General features: G+C 63.9%; 22 protein-coding genes. 18 read left to right on the top strand and 4 right to left on the bottom strand.

Going from position 1 to position 19958, the window contains the following annotated elements; translation table 11 throughout:
* Both GRI65_RS10840 and GRI65_RS10835 read right to left on the bottom strand, forming a co-directional pair.
* Nucleotides 1–216 (bottom strand): hypothetical protein (locus tag GRI65_RS10840; RefSeq protein WP_160756487.1); only part of this gene is annotated, 216 nt, incomplete at its 3' end.
* Nucleotides 217–576: 360 nt separating this feature from the next.
* Nucleotides 577–1404, bottom strand: a complete 828-nt coding sequence (locus GRI65_RS10835) for a flagellin N-terminal helical domain-containing protein (RefSeq protein WP_160756486.1) — start codon at nucleotides 1402–1404, stop codon at nucleotides 577–579.
* Between the two features lie 264 nt (nucleotides 1405–1668).
* On the opposite strand from GRI65_RS10835, the gene GRI65_RS10830 reads away from it, so the two are divergent.
* The 18 genes from GRI65_RS10830 (at nucleotide 1669) to GRI65_RS10745 (ending at nucleotide 16706) form a co-directional block, all read left to right on the top strand.
* Nucleotides 1669–2961 (top strand): sigma-54 interaction domain-containing protein, encoded by a 1293-nt coding sequence (locus tag GRI65_RS10830; RefSeq protein ID WP_232844041.1) that lies wholly within the window; start codon nucleotides 1669–1671, stop codon nucleotides 2959–2961.
* Nucleotides 2958–3317, top strand: coding sequence for a flagellar hook-basal body complex protein FliE (gene fliE / locus GRI65_RS10825; RefSeq protein ID WP_160756485.1), 360 nt, complete (start codon nucleotides 2958–2960; stop codon nucleotides 3315–3317). The genes GRI65_RS10830 and fliE overlap by 4 nt, the downstream gene beginning before the upstream one ends.
* Nucleotides 3318–3320: 3 nt before the next feature.
* Nucleotides 3321–4973, top strand: coding sequence for a flagellar basal-body MS-ring/collar protein FliF (fliF, locus tag GRI65_RS10820; protein WP_160756484.1), 1653 nt, complete (start codon nucleotides 3321–3323; stop codon nucleotides 4971–4973).
* Nucleotides 4970–5977 carry a flagellar motor switch protein FliG gene (locus tag GRI65_RS10815; protein ID WP_160756483.1) on the top strand — a complete coding sequence of 336 codons (1008 nt, stop codon included), beginning with the start codon at nucleotides 4970–4972 and terminating at the stop codon, nucleotides 5975–5977. Before fliF ends, GRI65_RS10815 begins: the two co-directional genes overlap by 4 nt.
* Nucleotides 5978–6047: 70 nt before the next feature.
* Nucleotides 6048–6602, top strand: a complete 555-nt coding sequence (locus GRI65_RS15400; RefSeq protein ID WP_160756482.1) for a FliH/SctL family protein — start codon at nucleotides 6048–6050, stop codon at nucleotides 6600–6602.
* Nucleotides 6599–7939 carry a FliI/YscN family ATPase gene (locus tag GRI65_RS10805; RefSeq protein WP_160756481.1) on the top strand — a complete coding sequence of 447 codons (1341 nt, stop codon included), beginning with the start codon at nucleotides 6599–6601 and terminating at the stop codon, nucleotides 7937–7939. The genes GRI65_RS15400 and GRI65_RS10805 overlap by 4 nt, the downstream gene beginning before the upstream one ends.
* Nucleotides 7936–8370, top strand: a complete 435-nt coding sequence (locus tag GRI65_RS10800) for a hypothetical protein (protein WP_160756480.1) — start codon at nucleotides 7936–7938, stop codon at nucleotides 8368–8370. The genes GRI65_RS10805 and GRI65_RS10800 overlap by 4 nt, the downstream gene beginning before the upstream one ends.
* Before the next feature lie 67 nt (nucleotides 8371–8437).
* Complete coding sequence (locus GRI65_RS10795; protein ID WP_160756479.1) at nucleotides 8438–9751, top strand: hypothetical protein; 1314 nt, start codon at nucleotides 8438–8440, stop codon at nucleotides 9749–9751.
* A gap of 30 nt (nucleotides 9752–9781) precedes the next feature.
* Complete coding sequence (locus tag GRI65_RS10790) at nucleotides 9782–10363, top strand: flagellar basal body-associated FliL family protein (protein WP_160756478.1); 582 nt, start codon at nucleotides 9782–9784, stop codon at nucleotides 10361–10363.
* On the top strand, nucleotides 10360–11295 hold the full coding sequence (locus GRI65_RS15455; protein ID WP_160756477.1) for a FliM/FliN family flagellar motor C-terminal domain-containing protein: 936 nt from the start codon (nucleotides 10360–10362) through the stop codon (nucleotides 11293–11295). The genes GRI65_RS10790 and GRI65_RS15455 overlap by 4 nt, the downstream gene beginning before the upstream one ends.
* Nucleotides 11292–11570, top strand: coding sequence for a flagellar motor switch protein FliN (fliN, locus tag GRI65_RS10780; protein ID WP_160756476.1), 279 nt, complete (start codon nucleotides 11292–11294; stop codon nucleotides 11568–11570). The genes GRI65_RS15455 and fliN overlap by 4 nt, the downstream gene beginning before the upstream one ends.
* Nucleotides 11567–11875 carry a flagellar biosynthetic protein FliO gene (locus GRI65_RS10775; protein WP_332872636.1) on the top strand — a complete coding sequence of 103 codons (309 nt, stop codon included), beginning with the start codon at nucleotides 11567–11569 and terminating at the stop codon, nucleotides 11873–11875. The genes fliN and GRI65_RS10775 overlap by 4 nt, the downstream gene beginning before the upstream one ends.
* Nucleotides 11868–12671 carry a flagellar type III secretion system pore protein FliP gene (fliP, locus tag GRI65_RS10770; RefSeq protein WP_160756475.1) on the top strand — a complete coding sequence of 268 codons (804 nt, stop codon included), beginning with the start codon at nucleotides 11868–11870 and terminating at the stop codon, nucleotides 12669–12671. The genes GRI65_RS10775 and fliP overlap by 8 nt, the downstream gene beginning before the upstream one ends.
* A 12-nt stretch (nucleotides 12672–12683) precedes the next feature.
* The gene (locus tag GRI65_RS10765) at nucleotides 12684–12959 is read left to right on the top strand and encodes a flagellar biosynthetic protein FliQ (protein ID WP_160756474.1); all 276 of its coding nucleotides are present in this window, start codon (nucleotides 12684–12686) and stop codon (nucleotides 12957–12959) included.
* Complete coding sequence (fliR, locus tag GRI65_RS10760; RefSeq protein WP_160756473.1) at nucleotides 12956–13738, top strand: flagellar biosynthetic protein FliR; 783 nt, start codon at nucleotides 12956–12958, stop codon at nucleotides 13736–13738. The genes GRI65_RS10765 and fliR overlap by 4 nt, the downstream gene beginning before the upstream one ends.
* On the top strand, nucleotides 13735–14862 hold the full coding sequence (locus GRI65_RS10755) for an EscU/YscU/HrcU family type III secretion system export apparatus switch protein (RefSeq protein ID WP_160756472.1): 1128 nt from the start codon (nucleotides 13735–13737) through the stop codon (nucleotides 14860–14862). Before fliR ends, GRI65_RS10755 begins: the two co-directional genes overlap by 4 nt.
* 30 nt (nucleotides 14863–14892) lie before the next feature.
* Entirely contained in the window at nucleotides 14893–16326 is a 1434-nt protein-coding gene (gene fliD / locus GRI65_RS10750; protein WP_160756471.1) for a flagellar filament capping protein FliD, read from the top strand.
* Entirely contained in the window at nucleotides 16308–16706 is a 399-nt protein-coding gene (locus GRI65_RS10745; protein WP_160756470.1) for a flagellar export chaperone FliS, read from the top strand. Before fliD ends, GRI65_RS10745 begins: the two co-directional genes overlap by 19 nt.
* Before the next feature lie 3 nt (nucleotides 16707–16709).
* On the opposite strand, the gene GRI65_RS10740 is transcribed toward GRI65_RS10745, so the two are convergent.
* Entirely contained in the window at nucleotides 16710–18590 is a 1881-nt protein-coding gene (locus GRI65_RS10740; RefSeq protein ID WP_160756469.1) for an ABC-F family ATP-binding cassette domain-containing protein, read from the bottom strand.
* Between the two features lie 70 nt (nucleotides 18591–18660).
* On the bottom strand, nucleotides 18661–19947 hold the full coding sequence (locus tag GRI65_RS10735; protein ID WP_160756468.1) for a hypothetical protein: 1287 nt from the start codon (nucleotides 19945–19947) through the stop codon (nucleotides 18661–18663).
* Nucleotides 19948–19958: the final 11 nt, after the last annotated feature.

Raw genomic sequence — 19958 nt, 5'->3', positions numbered from 1 at the left:
CAGACCAGCTACGCCCGGGCACACCCCCACTTCGTACCGCGCCAGGTTACCATTAGTCGCGTTGGCTATTGCGCGAAAGGATTGCGTCGCATCGGGCAGCGTCGCGCGCGTTCCCTCGACGGTTATTTCCGGTATGTTTTCCTGACCATGAAGCACAGCGGGAATGGATGACGCAGCAGCGACGAGGACGATTTTCGCCAGAATGCCCTTCGCCATTTGCGACCTTTCCCTCGAAGCATTACGAAAAGCGTCATATCAAGGAAAAGATTTCTTTTACAAGCAATAGCTTGGCTCACGGGGGCGCGTTTGAAAGTTTCCTACACCGCCTGCTAACCGGCTCCGGTTCTTTGACATCGCTGGCAACAAACGCATCCCACGTACGACTATTTTATTCTCTTTAGCCCGCGCAAACTGTTAGTTTGCTTACCTAACCACCTTATCTCAAAAAGTAATTTTTAGGTGACGCCGAATGTTGGACATGTCACCGGTATAACCCTAGTCCGGCGCAATCCGAAAAGGGCCCGGAGCTTGCGCGCCGGACCCTTCCCATTCGTCTACTGATTGAAGGGACCAACCTTACCGCAGCAGCGACAACACGTTCTGTTGGCTCTGGTTTGCCTGACTGAGCATCGCGGTGGACGCCTGGCTGAGAATCTGAGCCTTCGCCAGCGCAGTCGTTTCCGACGCGTAATCGGTGTCCATGATCCGCGAACGGGCGTCCGAGAGGTTGGTGACGTTGCTTGACAGCGTGGTCACCACCGATTCCAGACGGTTCTGCCCGGCGCCGAGCGTGGCGCGTGAACCGGAAATGCTGTCGATCTCGGTATCGAGCGTCGCCAGCAGCGTATTTGCCGCGGTTGCAGTCGATACGTCATAGGATCCGGCCGCACCGCCGCTGGCTGCCAACGTGGTCAGGTCGGCCATCGCGAGATCGACGGTATCCGCCGTATTGGCGCCGGTCTGGATAGTGACCGTGGCGGTGGTACCATCGAACAACGTGACGCCGTTGAATTTGCTGTTGGTGACCACTTGGTCGATCTGCGCGGTCAGTTCGTCAACTTCAGCCTGCATATAAGTACGGTCGGTGGCGTCTTGATAGGTGCCTGAGGCGGACTGGGTTGCGAGTTCGCGGACCCGCTGAAGCATGTTGGACACTTCGTCCAGGGCGCCTTCGGCTGTTTGCGCCAGCGCGATACCGTCGTTTGCGTTGCGGATGCCCTGGTTCATGCCGCGCACCTGCGAGGTCATGCTGGTGGCAATGGCGAGGCCGGCGGCATCATCCTTCGCACCGTTGATGCGCTTGCCGGTGGAAAGGCGCTCCATCGACGTAGCGAGCATCTTGTCGGCCTGCGAGGAGGCGTTGGTTGCCTTCAGGGCAGAAATATTGGTGTTGATAATTGCCATGGTGAATTTCCCTTATCTGTATTTAGTTACATGATATTCAGTCGATTTGGATCTCAAGTCGGTTGATCCCTGCAGCCAGACACCACGTCATGGCCGTCACCGGATAGAGCGACCATTCATCGCGATGTTTAAGGGGACCATTGTCTCAAAAGGCATTTTCCCTGCCGGGCCGGGTAGGTGTTAATACGAGGCGTTAAGTTACCGCATAGTTTGCCGTTAGAACCGCAATAGCACCCTTGTGAACAAGGTTAACGGGGGCCAACAATGACTAACTTCCAAGCGGACATCCGGATCGATCCGGCGGCCGAAAAAAATCACCCATTGCTGGTGGGGATCGCCGCCGATGTGGCGCACGCCATGCCTGGTAAAGGTGGGCTGGTGGTCGCCCATGCCGGCGATGCGCCGCCCGCTCGCCGCCATGGGGACCGGGTGCTGCTGCTCCAGAATGCGGGCTGCCCAGCACTACTGCGCGAAGGCACGGGGCGGATTACCATACGCTATGACGATGTCCGCGGCCAAGGCGCGGCGGCGGCCGTCGTAGCGGCGGTGACACCAGCGGGAATGCCGGTGTGCGCCGATGCTGGAAGTGCTGCGCTGCTGGCGCTGGCCGCCCGCGTCGCGACGAGCGAGATACCCGTTCTGATCGACGGCCCGACCGGCACCGGCAAGGAAGTGCTGGCCCGCTTCATCCATAACCGCAGCCCGCGCAGGACCGGCCCGTTCGTCGCTATCAACTGCGCCGCTATGCCCGAGGCGATGCTCGAAGCGTTGCTGTTCGGCCATTTAAAGGGCGCTTTCACCGGTGCGGCAGCGGCGAGCGAGGGCTTCTTCCGCGCTGCCGATGGCGGGACGCTGCTGCTCGATGAAATCGCCGAAATGCCGATCGGCCTTCAGGCGAAATTGCTAAGGGTGCTGCAGGAAGGCGAAGTGGTGCCAATCGGGGCGACCAGCCCGGTCAAAGTTGACGTGCGGATCATTGCCGCCGCCAACCGCGACCTGCCCACCGAGGTAGCCGAAGGCCGCCTGCGCGCCGACCTGTTTTACCGCCTTAATGTGTTCCCCCTCAGCCTCGCCGCCTTGCGCGAGCGGCGCGACGACATCGCGCCGCTCGCCTTCGCCATGGTGCTGCGGCACGGCCCGCCGTCCGGACCCCTGCCGTGGATCGCGGAGGCTGCGCTGGACAAACTGCAAGAACACGCCTGGCCGGGCAACATCCGCGAATTGGAAAATGTCCTGCGCCGCGCGTTACTCCTCGCGGACGGAACCGGCAAGATCGAGGCGGAGCATATCACATTCGACAAGGTGGCGCTTGCGGTACCGGTGATGGAGCATGACATTGCGCCGCTCGAAACGCCGCAGCCGGAACGCCAGAACGTCCGCAAGCTGGCGTCCATCGTCCGCCAGTCGGAAGCGCAGGCGATCATCCGCACGCTGGACGAATGCGGCGGCCACCGGATCGATACCGCGCGGCGATTGGGCATTTCCGAACGCACGCTGCGGTACCGCCTTGCCGATATCCGCGATGCCGGACTTGCTTTCGCCGGAGCCGCTCGATGAGCCCGGTCGGAGGCGCGGGCGGCGTGAACGCGGTGATCGCGCTGCGCCAGCAAGTCATCGACCGGTCAAGCGCGCTGCAATCCCTGCGCGAAGACCGTGCGGTAGGCTCGGCTCCCGACGCCGGGACCACCGCAGGCGGCGGCTTTGCAGCCACGCTGCAAACCGCATTGCAAGGCGTGAACGAAACCCAGATTCGTTCCTCCGAGATGACCGAGGGGTTCGAACGCGGCGAAGTCGTAGACGTCGCGCAGGTCATGCTGGCGCGGCAGGAAGCCGGCGTGGCGTTCGAGGCAACCCTTCAGGTCCGCAACAAACTTCTGTCCGCCTATCAAGACATCATGCGGATGGGGGTCTGATAGATGGCTGATAACATCATGCCAATGACGCCGAGCATCGCTGCTCAGCGCTCCATCCTTGCCCCTCTCGGAGCCGGCGGCAGCGCCGGTGCGCGGGCCTCCGCCTTCTTCGGACAGCCAGCGGTGCGCAAAAGCCTGCCGATGACCGCCGGGATCGTGGCCATCGCCGGGAGCGCCCTACTGTATCTCGCGCTCGCCGAAGGCCCGCAGCGCATGTTGTACGGCAGCCTTACCGACGCCGAGCGTTCCGAAGTGGCGGCGGCGCTGGACCAGGGCGGCATACCCTACACGATCGACAATTCGACAGGCGCGCTGTCGGTCGGCGAAGACGATCTCTACCGCGCCCGGATGCTCGTCGCCAGCGACGGCGGCCTCGCCGCGCCGGAGAGCACCTCCGCCATGCTCGACGCGATTCCGATTGGATCGAGCCGCACACTAGAAGGCGAGCGGCTGCGCAATGTCCGCGAGCGGGAGCTGACCATGACGATCATGGAGATCGACGGTGTCGAAGCCGTCAGGGTCCATCTCGCCCAAGCTGAAAAGTCGGTCTTCGTCCGCGAGAATGTTCCGCCCAGCGCGTCAGTCATGGTCCGGCTTGCGCGCGGCCGGAACCTGTCCGACGACCAGGTCAACGCGATCGTGAACCTGGTCGCGGGCTCGGTCCCGTCGCTCCAGGCCGACCAGGTTCAGGTCGTCGACCAGCACGGCCAGTTGCTGTCCGACCGCACGGCCAAGGACGGCAAGGCGCTGGATCTTCAGCGCAGCTACGAGGAAAAATTGCGTGCGCAGATTTCGCAGCTCCTTGCGCCGCTTATCGGTTCGGGCAATTTCTCCACCGAAGTCCAGGTTGAACTCGATCTGGAAGAAACCACCTCGGCGCGCGAATCTTACGACAAGGAAGGCGTGATCCGCAGCGAAATGCGCCGCGAATCCACCCAGACTGGTGGCGCGCAGGCCGGCGGCGTACCGGGTGTCCTGTCCAACACCCCGCCGCCCGCCACCCAGTTGGGGCCAGTCGGGGAGGAGCAGAACCTCGGCGCAGCGCCCGCCGGTACCGGCCCGACCAACGGCGAGACCAGCGACCAGAAAACGTATGAACTGGGGCGCGAAGTGGCGGTTTCCAGCAGCCAGCCCGGGGGCGTCAAGCGCCTGACCGTGGCCGTTGCGCTAAGTTCCGAAGCGCTCGCCCGGATCAAACCGGCCAGCGCCAAGCAGATCGAGGAACTGATAGCCTCCGCCGTGGGGGCCAATCCCGCACGCGGCGACCAGGTAACGGTCATCGCGGGCAAATTCGACCCCGCCGTGATCGCGGACGTGCCGTTTTACGAAACCGCGTGGTTCGCAACGGTGCTGCGCAACGTAGTCGCGTTGATCGGCATAATCCTAGCGCTGCTGTTCGTGGTGCGTCCGGTCATGCGCATCCTGAAAGACAAGGCCGCAGTCCCCGCCGCAGGCGAGGATGAAGGTGACGATACCCCCGCCGTACTTGCCGCAGTTGCAGAAACTCCCGGCGCCTCGACGGGGCACGGTGACCTGCGCGAACAGGTAGACCTGGCCAAGAAACTGGCGAAGGAACAGCCCGACCGTGCTGCCGACGCGCTGCGCCGGATGCTCTCCAGTCCGCCCCAGGGGCTTGCACAGGACCGCGCGGCATGATCGAGACATCCGTCCTGTCGGAGGCCGAACGCGCTTCCGTGATCCTGATGCTGCTGGATGATGACGAGGCCGCCAACATTCTCGGCCGACTCGATCCGGATCACCTCGAACTGGTTGGCCGGACCATGTGCGAGATGGAAGATGTCGGACCCGCTTGGGTTTCGTCCGCAATTGCCGGGTTCATCGAACACGCCGAGGTCGAACTGCTGCCTGTGCAGGGCCGCTTTACCCGTCTGCGCACCGTAATGACCCAAGCCGTCGGCGAGGTCAAAGCCCAGTCCCTGCTCGAACGGATTGCGCCCGATACACGCAGCCAGACGATCGACCTCGCCCGGTGGCTTGCCCCGCCCGTACTGGTCCAGCTGGTCAAGGACGAACATCCGCAGGCAGTTGCGGTGCTGCTGCTGCTGCTCGAACCGGAACAAGCCGCACAGATCCTTGCGGGCTTGCCGGAAGCAGTGCAGCCGACAATTGTCGAGCGCATCGCACGGCTGGGTCCGGTGTCCGCCCACGCGGTGGCCATGCTCAACGACATATTGGCTGACCGGATCGGCCGGCAATTCGGCGAGAAGGCGCTCAAGATGGGCGGCGCACGCGAGGCGGCTGACCTGATCAACCAGGCTGCCGGGGTCGAACAGGTCGTGATGCCGGAAATTACCCGCATCAACGCGCCGCTGGCGCAATTGATCGAAGCGGAAATGTTCAAGTTCGACATGATCCTGGCACTGGAACCGCTACCGATGGGCCGCCTGCTCCGCGACATCGAAAGCGAAGTGTTGATCGACGCGCTCAAGGGCTTGGAGGAAGATCAGCGCGGACCAATTTTCGCCGCGATGTCCGAACGCGCCGCCGATGGTGTGCGCGACGAGATCGAAAGCCGCGGCCGGATCAAGCGCAAGGACGTCGAAGCAGCCCAGCAACGGATGATCGACGAAGCCCGCAAACTCGCGGAACAAGGCGAGATTTCCTTCGGCTCAGGCGGGGACGAGGGCGATTATGTCTGACCGGTCGCCCGCTAGTTCCACAAATTTCGAGACCATCTGGTTTGGCACCCAAGGTAATCAAAACAACTTCGTGGCGGACCCCCGGTTCGATTCCACGGCCATCGGCGCAGGGTATTCTCCCCCTCTCGCAGCGTCGGTGGCACCCGATCACGCAGATGAACGGCACGAGGCGGCGTTCGATAATGGACGCCGTCAGGGCCGCGCCGAAGCACTTGCCGAAGCAAAGCAGGAAAACGCGGAACGGCGCAAGCTGGGCGTGGCCCTGCGCAGATTCGACGACGACATGGCCGACCGTCTGAGCCGGCAGCTATCCGAAACCGTCGCCATGCTGTGCGAAGCCACGTTGGCGCCCTTGGCGCTCGACCATGCCAGATTGGCGGAACGTTGCCGCGAAGCCGCGGTCTTGCTGGGCGAGGATTTGTCCCTTTGCACCCTGCACCTCCATCCCACCGACGTCTCCCGGATGCAGACGGTCGAACCCGGCGGCTGGACCATTGCTGCGGACGACACATTGGAGCCGGGTTCGATCCGGCTGGTGGGCCGCGAGGGCGACATCGCCAGCGGTCCCCAGGAATGGCGGCGTTCGCTGGCTGAGATGCTCGGCATCGGTCGGGCTGCGTCATGATAGGGCTGATGGAAAGCCAGCTGGCGGACCTGCGCACTGTGCACGGTCCGCTTGCGCCGCGTCGCTATGGCAGGATCTGTTCCTGCGATGGCGGGCTGATCCAGGTGTCCGGTCTGCCGGTTCCGATCGGAAGCCTGTGCCGGATCCTGACCTCCGGACCGACCCTTGGCCCGCAAGCGGAAGTTATCGGCTTTCGCGGCCAGTTCAGCCTGATGATGCTGCTCGGCGATACGGTGATGTTGCATCCCGGGGCGCTGGTGCGGGCCGAAGGCGAGCCCGGCACCGTGGCAGTCGGAGAAGCGTTTCTAGGCCGCGCCATCGACGCGACCGGAGCGCCGATCGATGGCGGCAAGCCGATCCGCAGCGCGGCCCGCTGGGCGCTAGGCGGCAGGCGCGAAGGTGCGCTCGAGCGGTCCTCCGTGATCGAACCGTTCGATTGTGGGGTTCGCGCGATGAATGCACTTACCACTATGGGGATTGGCCAGCGGCTCGGCATCATTGCCGGATCGGGCGTCGGCAAATCAGTCCTGCTGGATATGATCGCGGGCGGCTGTGAAAGCGAGATTGCGGTTGTGGCACTGATCGGGGAGCGCGCCCGCGAAGTGTCCGATTTCGTCAGCCGCCACATGACCGGGCCGATGCGCCGCCGGATGGTGATCATAGCGGTACCTGCGGATCACGCGGCGAACCTACGGCTCCGCGGTGCCCAATTGGCGGCGTCAATGGCCGAGTATTTCCGCGCCCAGGGTCGTCAGGTGACCTTGATCATGGACAGCCTGACGCGGGTTGCGCACGCCGCCCGTGAAATCGGCCTGCTGCTGGGGGAACCGGGCGCGGCGCGCGGCTATCCGCCGTCCGCGCTGGCGGCAGTGACCAAGCTGGTCGAGCGCGCGGGAAATTCCTCGGTCAGCGGCGGTTCGATTACCGGCATCTATACCGTGCTCGCCGATGGCGACGATCCGGACGATCCGGTGGTCGACAGTGCCCGCGCGATCCTTGACGGGCATATCGTGCTGTCGCGCGAACTTGCCCAGCAGGGGCAGTACCCCGCAATAGATGTAACCGCGTCGCTCAGCCGCGTGATGGACGGCGTCACCAGCCGCGAACACCAGAAGAACGCACGCGAATTCCGCAGCCTCGTGGCACAATACCAGGCCAACCGCGATCTGGTGCTTATGGGCGCCTACCGCGAGGGAGCGGACGCGGGCATCGACCGCGCCATCGCCATGCACGACCGCCTGCGGGAATTCTTGATCCAGCCGCCTGACAAGCCCGTGTCGTTGGCCGAATCAATCGAGCAACTGGCGCTTACGCTCACCGATCGTCCGCCCGTATGAAGGGCAATACCGGCAGGACGCGGCGGCTGGAACGACTGATGCGGGTTCGCAATGTCGCTCGGCTCGCCGCGCTGGAAAAAGTTTCGAGCGCGGAACTTGCCTTTGCCCGCCTTTCCGGAGTGGCGCGCCGCAGCAGCGCGCTGGCGGCCGATTACGCGGGTCGGCCCGATGTCCCCGACGCTGCGGGTCTCCAGAACCTGCGCGCTTACCACGGCGGGATCGCGCAATTGTCCGCCGATGCAGCGCGCAGCAGCGCGGCGGCGCGGCAGTCCGCCGATGCCGAGCAAGTCCGGCTGGCCCATGCCGAACGCAGCCGCGACCTGGTCGAACAGAGGCTCACTGCGGACCGCCAAGCCGCAGCGAGGGCACGAACCTCGGCCCAGATCGCAGCGCAGACCCATTTGGCACGGTCCTTGAATAACAAGCGGTAAGCCCGGTTTTCCCGAGCCGATGACGGGATGGACGCCCGGCATTTTTACTGCAGCGAAAGGACACACCTTGCATTCCATCCGCGCCATTCCCGCCGATCCCGCGCTTTCGGGGAAGGGCCGCGGTCTCGAGCTGCTCCAGGCACTTTCTGGCAAGGGTACGGCACGTTTGGCGGGTACTTTTGCCAGCCTGCTCGAGACAGGCGGTGCCAACTTGGCCGGCAGTCCTGCCGCTCCGTCCTTAGGGCTCTCCGAAATGCCCCGGACCGGCAACGTTTTGCCGGACGGCAAACTGCCCGGCAAGATTTCGCCGGGCAATACGGAGTTCGCGCAGGGGGCCGCTACTCCCGAAACGCAGCCGATTGAAGCAGCCGTAGTGCTGGACGCGGCGGCATTCGGCACGATGCCGGTGCCGGTGCCGATAGTGACGGCAGCCGAGCCTGCCGCAGGGCCGACTTCGGCCGATGACCTGCAGGCTGCCGAGGGCACCAAGCGCCCGCTGCCGAAGCTCGCCGCGTTTTCCATCGACGCAGCCGAAGTCTCGTCCGTGGCCAAGTCCGAACCCGCACCCGCACCCGCACCCGCACCCGGTAAAATCAAGCAGACGCCGCCTGCGCCAGCCGAAGTCAACTCGAATACAGTTCAAGTGACCCAGCCCGCCCCAGCCGCGAAGGGTCGCACCCCGGAGGCCACGTCTCAGGTGATACCGCCGCCTGTCGTGCAGTTTTCGACCCGGGAAGCGCTTGGGTTGGCGGGTGAAGGCCGCCGACCTGTAACTGGCGCGCTTCAAGGAGCCGCAGTGCCTATCGGCGCAGGCCCCAGCCCCGAAGCAATCCTCGCGAGCATCGTCCCATTAGCATCGTCCGGTTCCTTCGCTGCGGATACCGCAGTTCAAGCCCCGATCGCTTCGCGCGATTTCGAGGCGCTGATCGACCGGCTCTCACAGGCTCGCGAAGCGGCCCACCCTGGGACCGCCCGCCTGTCGCTGGCCCATGCCGAGTTCGGTCAGGTCAATTTGCGGTTCGATGCGGCACCGGGTTCCTCTACCGGCCCTGGGCTGGCGGGCAATCCGGTCAGCGTCAGCGTGACGATGACCAGCCACGATCCTGATTTCGCGCATGCGGCTCGCACGGCGCTGGCCGAACGAGCGGCATCCACGCCCGAGCCTGTCCGCAATGACAGCAATCCCGCACGCGGCGACAGCGCCGCAGCCGGAAACGGCCAGCCCCACAGCCACGCTCAGGCCCAGCACCAGGCGAGCGGCAACGCGCGTTCGCTGGCGCAACATTCAAGCCCCGAACAAGCCGGTGACCTCCCCACGGAGGAGGCAGGCGGCAGTCAGCCGAACGTACGGCGCACCGAAACACGCGGCCTCTACGCCTGATACTCCGCCAACCGAACTGAAAGAACATCGATGACCAAGCCCAAGAAAACTGACGATGATGCTCCGGCCAAAAAAGGGAAGATGAAACTGGTGATCATCGCACTCGCCATGCTCGGCGTGGGCGCGGGCGGCGCCTATGGCGCGGTCGCGATGGGCTATCTTGGCGCGTCCCACGAAGCCAAGGGTCCCGATCTGCCCAAACTGGTCCGCAAGGGCGAAGAAGACCCATATGCCCCCAAGTCCGAAGCCAAGGAAGGCGAGGTCGACGACGTTGATGGCGAAGGCGGCAGCGAATACCGTACCACCTATTACTCGTTCGAGGACGCATTCACTTCCAACCTGCTCGATTCCGCGGCGCTGATCCAAGTCAGCCTCGCCGCATCGACACGGTATGACGGGCGGGTCCTGATGTGGCTGAGGAAGCATGACTTGGCGATCCGCTCCGCAATCCTGATCGAACTTGCCGATACTCCTGAAGGCGACGTTTATTCGGTCGAAGGAAAGGCGCGCCTGCAGAAACGGCTGACCGCTGCCATCAATCGGGTACTGACCGAAACCGAGGGCTTCGGCGGCGTCGATGACGTGCACTTCCGGGGCTTCTTGGTTCAGTGACCCCGCAGCATGACTTCACGGCCCGGCGGGCCCTGGCGCAGCATTGCGCGGAGCTGCTGCCTGCGACCCCGCCAGCGCGCGATCTCGCGAGCGACTGTGCGGAACTCGCCTCCCGGATCGCATCCGAGCTGGGGCGGCACCTTGGCGCAATCTGCGGCGGCGCGGACCTGACGCTGGCAGCGGGTGAGGTCGGAAGGACGAACACCACCGCCTTCATTAATCGACTGGGGCGTAAGGCTGCGCATTGGGTTACCCATATTTCCGGCGGGGCTGCGCTGCTCATGTCGCTCGATCACGCTGCAGCGCTCGCACTCACCGACCGCGCCTATGGCGGCACCGGTGAAGTGCCGGAAGCGCTGCCTGAAACGCTGCCCCTGTCCGCTGACCTTACGGTGCGCCAACTCGAAGCCGCCTGCCGCGACGGTCTGGAGCGGGTGTTTGCCAGTTCAGGCGCTGATGTCCCTGCCCTCAGCCGCCGGGGTACCGATCTCGGGCAGCTCGATCCCTTTCGTGGCAAGGCGGAATGCATCCATTTCGACCTGACCGTGACCGCTGAAGAACAGGCCTCGTGGACGATCGTGGTCGCCGCATCGCTGACCGATATGCAGGCCATGATCGATTGCACCCAGCTGGCAGCTGGCGGCGGGCAGTCCGGCGTTTCCGCAGACGCCATTTTCCATGATCCTCTCGGTGAACCGTTTGGTGATATCGCGCTCCCCGCAGTTGCCGTGATTGCCGAACTGACCCTGCCGCTCGCCCGGCTCGCGGCACTGACGCCGGGTGACCTGATCCCGCTTTCGATCGCCCGCCAGGTTCCGCTCCACATCGGCGGGGTTCCGCTCGCCTGGGGTTCGGTCGGCGCTCAGGATGACCGTGTGGCACTCAAGATAACCCGCATTTCCGAAAATCTGCCCAAAGGAATAAATACATGACCAAGTCCGGATTGGACCTGCTGCGCAACGTCGACGTGACCCTCTCGGTCGAGCTTGGCCGCTGCCAGCTCAAGCTGAAGGATGTGCTCACCCTAGGCGAGGAATCGGTCGTCCCGCTCGACCGCCTCACCGACGAGTTGCTCGACGTATTCGTCAACGGGAATCCCATCGCGAAAGGCGAAATCGTGGCGCAGGATGGCCGCTTCGCTCTTAAGATCGTGCAGCTTGCCGGGGGTGATGACACCGCCTCGGCTGCCAGTCGCGAGGCCGCATGATGGGCTGGTATATCCTCAAACTGGTGCTGATGCTGCCGCTGCTTGCCGGAATGATCTGGGGCAGCTTGTGGCTGACCAAAAAGCTTCAGGCGCGGATGACTTCTCCCGACAGGCAGAAATCGGCCCGACTGCTGGAAATCACCATGCTGTCACCTGGCATCAGGCTGGCAGTGATCGAATTTCACGGTCGGGAAATCCTGGTGGGGAGCACCCGCCACGGCCTTACCCGGTTGGCCGAGGCGCCAGCAGCCAATTCTGCCCCCGGCCTCGTCAGCGCGCCTTCAAGCGAGATCCAATATGGTTAATTTCGGCAAAATCCCGGTCACCGTATTTGCCCTGATAGCGGGCGCTGCGCTGGCCGATCCCGCGCTGGCCCAAGCAGGCGCGGTGCTGGCGAGCGGACCTGCGACGGAAGCAGCCCTGTCCGGCGCGCTCGACCGCGCTTTGGGAGCTACTGCGGGCGGCGAGCAGGCACCGCTAAGCCTGTCGCTGCAATTGCTGGTGGTGATGGGTCTCTTGACCGTGCTGCCCGCACTGATCCTGATGATGACTAGCTTCACCCGGATCATCGTGGTGCTATCGATCCTGCGGCAGGCGCTCGGCCTGCAGCAATCGCCGCCCAACCAGGTGCTGGTCGGTCTGTCGCTGTTTTTGTCGCTGTTCATCATGGCCCCCACACTGGAACGGGTGAACACCGCCGCAATCGAGCCCTATGCTGCAGGCACCATGCCGGCCGAGATCGCAATCGGGAAGGCGGGCGACCAGTTCCACGCCTTCATGATCCGCCAGACTCGCACCGCCGACCTCGCAATGTTCGCGGACATTGCCGGTGCGGGCGAGTTCGCCAATCCGCAGAGTGTGCCGTTTTCCATCCTGCTGCCCGCCTTTGTCACCAGCGAACTAAAGACCGCATTCCAGATCGGCTTCATGCTGTTCCTGCCGTTCCTAGTGATCGACCTGGTAGTGGCCAGCGTGTTGATGTCGCTGGGGATGATGATGCTCAGCCCAACGATCGTGTCTCTCCCGTTCAAGTTGTTGCTATTCGTCCTAATCGACGGGTGGAGCCTGTTGATGGGCAGTCTGGCGATGAGCTTTGTATGAGGGGTATGAACAATGGTCGATAATTCCGCATCCGTCCTGGCGCTAGCCGACCGCATGCTGTGGGTCACCGGTCTGGTCGCCGCGCCGGTGCTTCTGGCGGCCTTGGCGGTCGGCCTGTTCGTGGGCGTGATCCAGGCCGCGACATCGGTCAACGAACAAACCCTGACCTTCGTCCCCAAACTGGCTATGATCGCGGTCGTGCTGGTGCTGTTCGGTGCCTCGATGATGGGGCTGGTCAGCGATTTCGCCCGCGAGATATTCGCCCAGATAGCGACCATCTCACGATGAACGCCGTCCAGTTCGGCTTCGGCGGGATCGAGAACCAGCTGTGGGCGCTGATCTTCATCATGACCCGGGTCGGCGCTGCGCTGCTGGCCGCACCATTCTTCGGCGCGTCGAGCATACCGGTGCAGGTGCGAATTTCGATGGCCGGTGCGATTGCGGTGTTCGTGATGGTCTGGACACCGGTCGAGACACCTGCCGAGATGTTGTCCATAGCGGCGTTCATGGCTCTGATCGGTGAGGTCATTATCGGTCTTGCGCTCGGTTTCGTACTCCAGATCAGCTTCATCGCGCCGGTGATGGCGGCGGAGCAGATTTCCGGCGGCATGGGGATGGCGATCGCGACGGCCATCGACCCCAACAGCGGCGCCCAGTCCGGCGCACTCGGCCAATATTTCACCGTGGTGCTGACCCTGATCTTCCTCGGCATCGGTGGCCACCTGCTGTGGCTGCGCCTGCTGATCGACAGCTACAGCGCGTTCCCGCCAGGTGAAAGCTGGCTCGGGGCGGAACGCGCGTGGCTGATCGTCAGCTTTGCGGGCCAAGCCTTCACCACGGCCGTTGCCATTGCCTTGCCGGTGATGCTGGTACTGTTCCTGGTGCAATTGGTCACCGGCGTCCTCAGCAGGTCCGCTCCCGCACTCAACCTGTTTGCGCTCGGCCTTCCAGCTGGTGTGCTCGCCGGGATCGCGGCCCTGATCGCGGTTTCGCCGTTCACCTCCGAACAGTTCATTCGGCTGTCGGGCATGGCGCTCGAGAATGTCGACGCGGTGTTGGCCCGATGAGCGAGGAAGCCGGCGAAAAGTCATTCGCACCAACCGCAAAGCGCAGACAGGACGCGGCCAAGAAGGGCGATGTGCTGCGCTCCAAGGAACTGGGCACGGCGGTCGGGGTGCTCACGGGCGCATTGTGGTTGAAGTATTTCGGACCGTGGCTGATGGATAGCCTGAAGGAAATTGCCCGCACCGGTTTCAGTTTCCGTCGCAGCGACATTGCGGATTTCGATCCTGGCCGGGTGATGTCGGACGCGGTTCTGGGGGTCGCGGTGCCGATTGTCACGCTCGGGCTGGTGGTGATGGCGGCAACGGTCGCTTCGCAGCTGCTGTTCGGCGATGGCAGGTTCATGGTCGGCAATCTCGCTCCCAAGGCTTCTCGAATGGATCCGGTCAAGGGACTTGGGCGAATTTTCGGCATCAACGGCCTGATCGAACTTGGCAAGAGCATCCTGAAACTGGGCCTGCTGGGCGGCCTCGCGTGGTGGTGGGGAAGCGGCAAGCTGGACGATATACTCGGTCTCGGGCGGGGCGACCTGACCGGGCAGCTGTCGGCGGCATGGCACGCGCTGACGACGATGCTGATGATCCTCGCCGCGGGGCTTGGCCTGATCGCCGCAGTGGATTTCCCGATCCAGTGGTTCCGCCAGATGGGGCGTCTCAAAATGACGCTGCAACAAGTCCGGGACGAGGGCAAGGAAAGTGAAGGCTCCCCCGAAAAACGCAACGCAATCCGCCAGAGACAGCGGCAGATCGCCAGCGGAGGCGTTACAAAAGCGATGGGCGAAGCGCAGTTCCTGCTGACCAACCCGACCCATTTTTCCGTGGCAATGAAATACGATCCCGCCATCGCCAGCGCGCCAATCGTGATTGCGAAAGGCCGCGGCGAGAAGGCGCTGGCGATGCGCGAACTTGCGGCGCAACTGAAGGTGCCGACGCTGGAATTTCCGGCGCTCGCCCGCTCGGTCTATTTTACCACCCGGGAAAACCAGATGATCCGGGCGGAACTCTACTCGGCGATTGCCAGCGTCCTGGCCTTCGTCCTGTCGCTCAAACGCGGCGAACAGCCCGATCGCCCGCGGATCGACCTGCCCGCCACAATGCAGTTCGACAGCGAAGGCCGCGCTCGGGCTTAATCACCCCCGCGCCGCGTCGTTCTTCAAATCATGGAAACATCGACCTCCTCAATCGTCGGCGCGCTGGGTGCGGGCAGCGGCGTGGACATGGTGAAGCTGGCCGGCGATCTCGCGGTCGCCCGCTTCGCGACCAAAGTCGCGCAGCTGGAAGCGCGCAGCGAGCAGCTGGAAACCCGGATTTCGGCGGCGTCAACCCTGCGCAACCAGATGACCCAGTTGGCCAGCGCGCTAGGCTCCCGCATCCGTGATGGTGACCTTACGCCGCGGGCGCTTGTCGCCAACAGTTCGGTCGCAAGTGCCAGCGTAGCCAGCGGTACCACCCCATCAGGCGCCTATTCGCTCGAGGTCACGCAGCTCGCCGGATCGCAGACATTGGTCGCGCCGCCCTATTCGTCTTCCAGCGATGTTGTCGGCGAAGGAACCCTGACCCTGCGTTTCGGGACGGTTTCCGGCACCGGCTTTGCTGCCGACGCGGCGCGCGATCCGGTGACCATCGACGTGGCCGCCGGTGCCACGCTGTCCGAAGTCGCCGCCGCGATCAACGCCAGCGGCAGCGGCGTGACCGCGTATGTCGCAAGCGGCAGCGACGGCGCGCGGCTTGTCTACAAAGGCGCGGACGGGGCGGCGAACGGGTTCACGGTGGATGCCACCGGAACCAGCGCGAGCGGCGGTGCGCCATCTGCGGGTAACATTGACTATCTGGCTTGGACCCCTGCCGCGGATACCGGGCAATTGCGCCAGACTGCCGCCGACGCGCGCATCCTGTTTGATACCGTCGAAATCACTTCCGCCAGCAACCAGGTGCGGGGGCTGCCGGGCGGTCTCAGCCTGTCGCTGACGGGCACCAACACCGGCGCACCCACGCGGATCGGTTTCAGCAGCACCACCGGCGAAATATCCGGCGTAATGGCCGATTTCGTCACGGCCCTCAATGAAATCAGCAGCCAGCTGGCCGCCAGTGCCGATCCGATCAGCGGCGAGTTGGGCAGCGATCCCGGTGCGCGCCGCCTGAAGCGGGAAATGGCCAAGCTGGCGGGTAGCGTGGTGATGCCGGGCGCCGCACCGGGCGAGCCGCGCACCTTGGGCGACCTTGGCCTTGCGATCACCCGCGACGGGACCTTCCGGCTCGACACCGACCGGCTGTCCGCGACGTTGGAAAGCAATCCCGACGCTGCCGCCGCCATGTTCACCACCGGCCTGTTCGGAGTGTTCGGAACGTTCGACAAACTGGCCCGGGCGATGGGCACTTCCGGCGATCCAGGGACTCTCGGCGGATCGGTTACGCGATACACCAAGCAGGCCGGCAAGATCACCGAACAATTGTCCGACATCGCCGAAAAACAGGAAGCACTGCGCGCGCAATTGACTACCCAGTTCTCCCGGTCCGACATCCGGGTATCCAATTCCCAGTCCACGCTGTCTTTCCTGCAGGCGCAGATCGACCAATGGAATTCGGGCAACTGATGGCCCGCGTATCCCCGGCACGCAGCCCCGCGGAAGCTTACCGCCGGGTTCAGATGGACGCGCGCATTTTCGGATCCGATGCCCCGGCACTGGTCCGGTTGTGTCTGGAGGAAGCCTGTTCCGCGCTTGGCCGATCAATCTATGCCGCGCGGCATGGCCACAACGATCTGCGCCAGCGGGCGCTGGCGCGGGCGCTTGATGCCGTTGCGGCATTACGCGCCGGGCTCAACCGGGACAGCGAACTCGCCGAAGCCTTCACCACGATCTACGATCACGCGGAAAACAGCATTCGCCAAGCTATGCTGAAGTTCGATTCCGCCAAGATCGCGGCAATGCTCGGCGATCTCGAAGATATACGGATCGCCTTCCGGCCCGGTTGACCCTTAGGCCGCGCTTGCCGCTTCGCTGGGGAACTGCTCGCTGAGGGCAAGCCACTCGGCTTCTTTCGTTTCCAGTTCGCTGCCGAGCTGCGCGCGCCGCTTGGACAATTCGCCCATCGACAGTTTGGCAAACTCGGGCGCGGCACTGGCGGGTTCGAACATCGCACGGTCCAGCGCGGAACACTGCGCCTCCAGCTGGGCGACTTCCTTCTCCACGGCGGTCAGACGGACCTTGAGCGCGCGCTGCGCTTCCCGCTCCTTCGCGGCGGCCTTGCGGTCCTTCTTGACGATCTTCGCCCCGCCCGCGTCCGATTTGGGCTGGTTGCGGCCGAGCACAAAGTCGATGTAATCTTCCATGCTGCCGGAATATTCCGCCGCGGTCCCGCCATCGACCAGCACCAGCCGGTCGGCGGTCAGTTCCACCATGTGCCGGTCATGGCTGATCAGGATAACCGCGCCTTCATAGGCATTGAGCGCCTGTACCAGCGCTTCGCGCGCATCGACGTCAAGGTGGTTGGTCGGCTCGTCGAGGATCAGCAAATGCGGCGCGTCGCGGGTGATCAGCGCCAGCGCCAGCCGGGCACGCTCGCCGCCCGACAGCTTGGCTACCTGCTGCGTGGCGCGGTCTCCGGAAAAGCCGAACCGGCCCAGTTGCGCGCGGATGGCGCCGGGCGGTTTGCCTTCCATCACGCGGCCCATGTGCTCCAGCGGGGTGGCGTCGCTGGCCAGTTCTTCCACCTGGTACTGGGTGAAATAGCCGACCTGCATCTTGCCGCTGGCGTTCATCTCGCCTTCCATCGGCGGCAGTTGCGCCGCCAGCAGCCGGGCGAGCGTGGTCTTGCCGTTGCCGTTGCGTCCTAGGAGCGCGATCCGGTCATCCGGGTCGATCCGCAGATTGAGCCGCTTGAGGATCGGCGTGTCCTGCGCATAGCCCACTGCCGCCAGATCGAGCGTGATCAGCGGCGGCTTCAGTTCGGCCGGGCTGGGAAAATCGAAACTTAGCGAAGGATCTTCCATCAGCGCCGCGATCGGCTGCATCTTGGCCAGCATCTTGGCGCGCGACTGAGCCTGTTTGGCGGTGGAGGCACGCGCGCTATTGCGGGCGACGTAATCCTGCAGGCGAGCGCGCTGGGCATCCTGCGAGGCCTTGGCCGCCGCAAGCTGGGCCGCGCGTTCGGCTCGCTGGCGTTCGAAACTGTCGTATCCGCCGGGATACAACGTCAGCTTCCCGCCCTGCAAATGCAGGATGTTGTCGACCACGTTGTTAAGCAAGTCGCGCTCGTGACTGATCACCACCACGGTTGCGGGATAGCTCTTGAGGAAGTTTTCCAGCCACAGCGTCGCTTCGAGGTCAAGGTGGTTCGAAGGTTCGTCCAGCAGCAGCACGTCGGGCGCGGAATAGAGCAGCGCGGCCAGCGCCACGCGCATTTTCCAGCCGCCGGAGAAACTGTCGAGCGGCTGGTTCTGCATGTCCTCGTCGAAGCCCAGCCCGGTCAGGATGCGCGCGGCGCGTGAGGGGGCTGAATACGCGTCGATCGCCAGCAGCCGGTCATGGATGTCGCCCAGCCGGTCGGGATCGGTGCAGGTTTCTGACGCTTCCATCAGTTCCGCCCGCTCGACATCCGCTGCCAGCACGGTTTCGGCAGGCGTGGCGGTGCCGGTCGGGGCGTCCTGCGCGATATAGCCCAGCCGCGTGGACTTGGGCATGTCGATCGTGCCTTCGTCCGGATCGAGGCTGCCGATCATCACTTTCATCAGGGTGGACTTGCCCGCCCCGTTGCGGCCGATCAGCCCCACGCGCCCGCCCGGAGGTACCGAGGCCGTCGCGCGATCAAGTATGGTCCGGCCGCCAAGCCGCACGGTAATTCCGTTGATTCCAAGCATGGCGCAGCGCCTACCAGCGCTTTCGCAAAATCCCAAGCCATGACGTGCACACGTGTGCGATTATGCGGGCCTATTCCGGAATTGGCTGAACCACCGCGCCGGAAACGAATTCCACATCCGTTTGCGGGTCAGCGGCTGCGGCCGATTGTTCATTTGTCTGGAGATAGCGTTCCGGCATCGGTTCGACGAACACCGCGATCCGCCCCGGCTGATCCAGTTCCTCGCAATCGGGGCCGTAATAGCGCTTCATTATCGCGCGGCCCTGCAATTCTGGCGCGTATTGCAGATTGCCGGACAGGCCGTAGATCATATCGATCACAGCTGCTTCGGAGGACATTGGTTCGGATCCCACGGGATCGGAGGTGGGCTGCAATTCTGTTTCCGCAACGGATCCTGCGACCACGATCAGGCCATTCGACATTGCCAACCGAGACAGCACCTCCGGGCCGGGCAGCGGCAGACCCTCTTGCGGCTCGAACGTTTCGTCGTAAATTATCCGGGATGTTACCGGACAGGTCGGCGTGAAGGCGACCTGCAGTTCATCGGAAAATTCATCGGGCGTGCCCCCGTTAGCAGGCACGAAGGTGACGAATATCTGGGAAAGCTGGGCCGTCTGCGGATCAATAACCGTGTCCAGCACGCTGCGCAGCGCATCGGACCGGGCGCGGCTCAGCTGCACCTCGGCGTCGGCTTCCGTATTGGCGCCGATCGTGCTCCCCACAGGTGATCCAGCGGGTTCCACGGCGATGATACTAACCCTCCCGGGGCCGCAATCCGCCACTTGCTTCGCCAGCGAAGCGGCAGAGTTGTGACCAGGCGAATACGCACTTTCAGAGCTGTACGCGGCGCCTCCCCGGGCCGCGGCAGCTTCTTGATAGACGTCAGCAGAGTTTGGCGCGAAGGTGACCGTTCCCAATTGTCCAAAGCATCGGATGACCTGCGGCGGCGGACCTTCGGCCCCGGCCCAATAGGTATATCCAGGTTCGAGCGGCGGAGGGGGCGGCGGAGGCGGTGTTCTTGTCCGAACCCGATGCGCCAGGATCCGACGGGGGCGTCGTTCAAATGCGGGATTGGGCCGAAAGACAATCGGACGGTAGTTCGGGGTAGAATCCGCAATCCGAACTGTCTCGACGGGATCGATTTCGTCTGCTTCGGGTAGATCTGCAGTTTCCAGCGGCTCGGGGGTAGCCTCAACTGCGGCCTCGGTCTGCTCCTGCTCGGCCCGGTCCTCGGGCTGTGTGCAGCCGGAAAACAGGAATGCCGGGGTGAGCGCACTCGCAGCGATCAACGACGCCCGTCTCAACCGGATCGACCGGGAATTGGCCGCCCGGACTGGCAGATTCCGCTCACTGTTCATAAACGCTCGCC

The organism is Allopontixanthobacter sediminis (assembly GCF_009828115.1).
Classification (GTDB): domain Bacteria; phylum Pseudomonadota; class Alphaproteobacteria; order Sphingomonadales; family Sphingomonadaceae; genus Allopontixanthobacter; species Allopontixanthobacter sediminis.
Note: the sequence above shows the minus strand (reverse complement) of the source record. Positions and strands in the feature narration are given on the sequence as shown.